This is a genomic window from Petrachloros mirabilis (assembly GCF_975968855.1).
The window spans coordinates 1-2,656 of record NZ_CDLUDY010000157.1; the positions used below are offsets into that span (position 1 = coordinate 1).

Sequence of the window (2,656 nt, forward strand, 5' to 3'; positions counted from 1 at the left end):
GATTGGCCAACGTCATGTCACGGCTATTCAGCAGCAGCGTTCATGCCTCGCATGCCATACGGAGCATCAGGGCCGTCGATAACGTTGTATGGCTGGGGGGGGGGAAATAACAGTCCTTCTTGCCGATGAAGCATAAATCACCGATTAGAATAGGTGGTGCGCGGATTGAGTCGGAGAGACGACGGTGACAACAACGAAAAATAAGAAGTGGTCCCAACGCGTCACTGAGGAAAGCAACGCCCTCGATTTGGATCCCGGGGTCTTCACCTGGGAAGACCCCGGGAAGATTGCACGCTCCCTGAAGCGGTCTGCTGAGCGTAGCGACCGTCGCAAGTCATCACCATTCAGATCGGCGATGTCGATGCTCAACTTCTACATCAATAGGGCTGGCAGGCAGCTTCCTTCCAAGCAACGAGCCCGGCTCGAAGCAGCGAAAGATGAGCTACGAGCCCTCTTCGACAAACCACGCAAGAAGTCATGCGGACCGAGATAGAGTCGGCCTATGGTCTGATACAGCACTAGGTTATGGCTCGAAGTGCGCAAGGTTGGACATGAATTCTTGCGTCTGCGACCTTACAGCCGGATGCAGCGGGGAAAGCGAAGACCGGATTGAGATCGATTTCGCTGATTTCGGGAATCTCTTCGCAGAGCCTGGAAATGCGTAGCAGAATATCCTGGATTGATTTGATATCGACGGCCGGTTGCCCTCGGTAGCCGGTGAGCAACGGATAACCTGTGATCCCGCGGACCATAGTGACTGCGTCGTGATCGGTCAGCGGGGCCACACGAAATTGCAGATCCTTGATCAGTTCAACATGTATTCCGCCCAGGCCGAAGGCGATCAAAGGCCCGAAGAGCGGATCGCGGGTCATTCCGACCATCACTTCGATGCCGTCGGATAACATCGGTTGGACGAGTACTCCTTCCATCGCATCCAGTTCGCGGTTCCGAAGGAGCCGGGATCGGATAGCCTGATAAGCGTCTCGCACCTCCTGCTCATTCTTGAGATTGAGACGCACGGCCCCGATTTCCGTCTTGTGCATGATGCGGTGTGACGAGAGTTTTACCGCGACAGGATAGCCGAGCTTGCTGGCCGCCTGCGCAGCTTCATCCTCCGTGCTGGCGACGGTCCCTTCGTGAAGCGGCAGTTGCACCGCGTTGAGCAGTGCGTAAGTTTCCTCCGTATTGAGCCAACCAGGTCCGCGCTCTGACAAGGCCTTGGTGCAAATCAGTTTAGCCTTTGGTAGGTCGATGTTCTCAAAGCTCGGCCTGTGCCAGATTGGTGCTTGCCGCCACGCCGCATATCGAACGGCATGGCAGATAACCCGGGCCGGAATCTCAGGGTGTCTGTAGGCGGGAATGGCTTCTCCGTCGACGGTGAATGTTCTGTCCAGGTCTCCCTCTGCCATCCAGCAGATATAGACAGGCTTGTTGATCCCGTGGACCTGTCGTGCCGCTTGAATTCCTTTGATGATCCCGGCTGCGACCGGAGGGTTGTCTTCAGGTCTCACCGAGACATGAACAATGATGAGCGCGTCAATCTCATCGGCTCTCAGCATAGTTTCAACGGCCCGCGCATGCTGCTCTTCTGTAGCAAAGCCGATAACGTCAACAGGGTTTCCCAAAGCGGCAGTCGGAGGAAGAAAAGAGGCAAGCGACGATCTGGTGTGCGCGGATAACTCCGGAACATTGAGTCCCTCCGAAGCACAACTGTCGGCGCAAAGCACCCCGGGGCCTCCGGAATTCGTCAGTATGCCGATCCGCTGGCCGGTCGGCAGCTGCTGGTTCGACAAGCCTGTGGCAAGGGCTAAAAATTCTTCCAAGTTGGTTGCCCTGATCACGCCGCATTGAGCGAAGAGGGCCTCAACGGCTGTCTCATTCGTCGCCAGCGCCGCTGTGTGTGATCCCGCTGCCGATTGACCAGGCGAGGTCCTGCCTGCTTTCAAGACGACGATCGCCTTTTGTTTTCCCACTCGCTCGACAAGCTGTCTAAACCGCGGAGGATCGACGATCGTTTCGAGGTAGAGCAGGATGACATCCGTTGCCGGGTCCTGTTCCCAATATTCGAGAAGATCGTTCACTGTGACGTCCGCATGATTGCCGAGACTGACAAAACCGGAGAGGCCGAGATTTATTCGTTGCGCCGCCGTCGCCACGGCAAGTCCAAGACCACCGCTTTCTGACGCGATGGCAACTCGACCGGTGGGGGGGGAAATGGGTGTATAGGTAGCGTTAAGGCGCACAGCGGGATCGAGATTCATCAGCCCGAAGCAATTAGGTCCGAGAAGTCTCATGCGATGCTCCCGGATTTTGGCTTGGAGCTGCTGTTCGAGGGATATTCCGGATTCCCCCGTTTCAGAAAAACCGGCTGTAATCAGGACGACGGCCGGGACGTTCTTAGCCGCACACTCGCCGATAACCGACAGAACGAGATCGGGCGGCACGGCGACAATGGCGAGATCGATCGGGTCAGGAACGGCGGTCAGCCTGGAATATGCCGGTAGCCCCGCGATCTCTGTTGCGCGCGGGTTGACCGGGAAGATCATTCCGGAGAAGCGGCTTTCCAAGAGCGATTCAAGCAGCCTGTGCCCGACGCCGGTCCGTTCGCGTGAGGCTCCGATGACGGCCACGGTGCGAGGACGGAAAAACGGTTTCA

The 2,656-nt window shown here is 57.1% G+C and carries 2 protein-coding genes; one reads left to right on the forward strand and one right to left on the reverse strand.

Annotation, left to right across the window (positions count from 1 at the left end):
- The first annotated feature begins 184 nt into the window (after window positions 1-184).
- Window positions 185-493, forward strand: coding sequence for a DUF3175 domain-containing protein (locus ACWVCN_RS06290; protein WP_455244707.1), 309 nt, complete (start codon window positions 185-187; stop codon window positions 491-493).
- Between the two features lie 25 nt (window positions 494-518).
- Here the strand turns inward: ACWVCN_RS06290 and ACWVCN_RS06295 are convergent.
- A partial coding sequence (locus ACWVCN_RS06295; RefSeq protein ID WP_455244708.1) for an acetate--CoA ligase family protein occupies window positions 519-2,656 on the reverse strand: 2,138 nt, incomplete at its 5' end.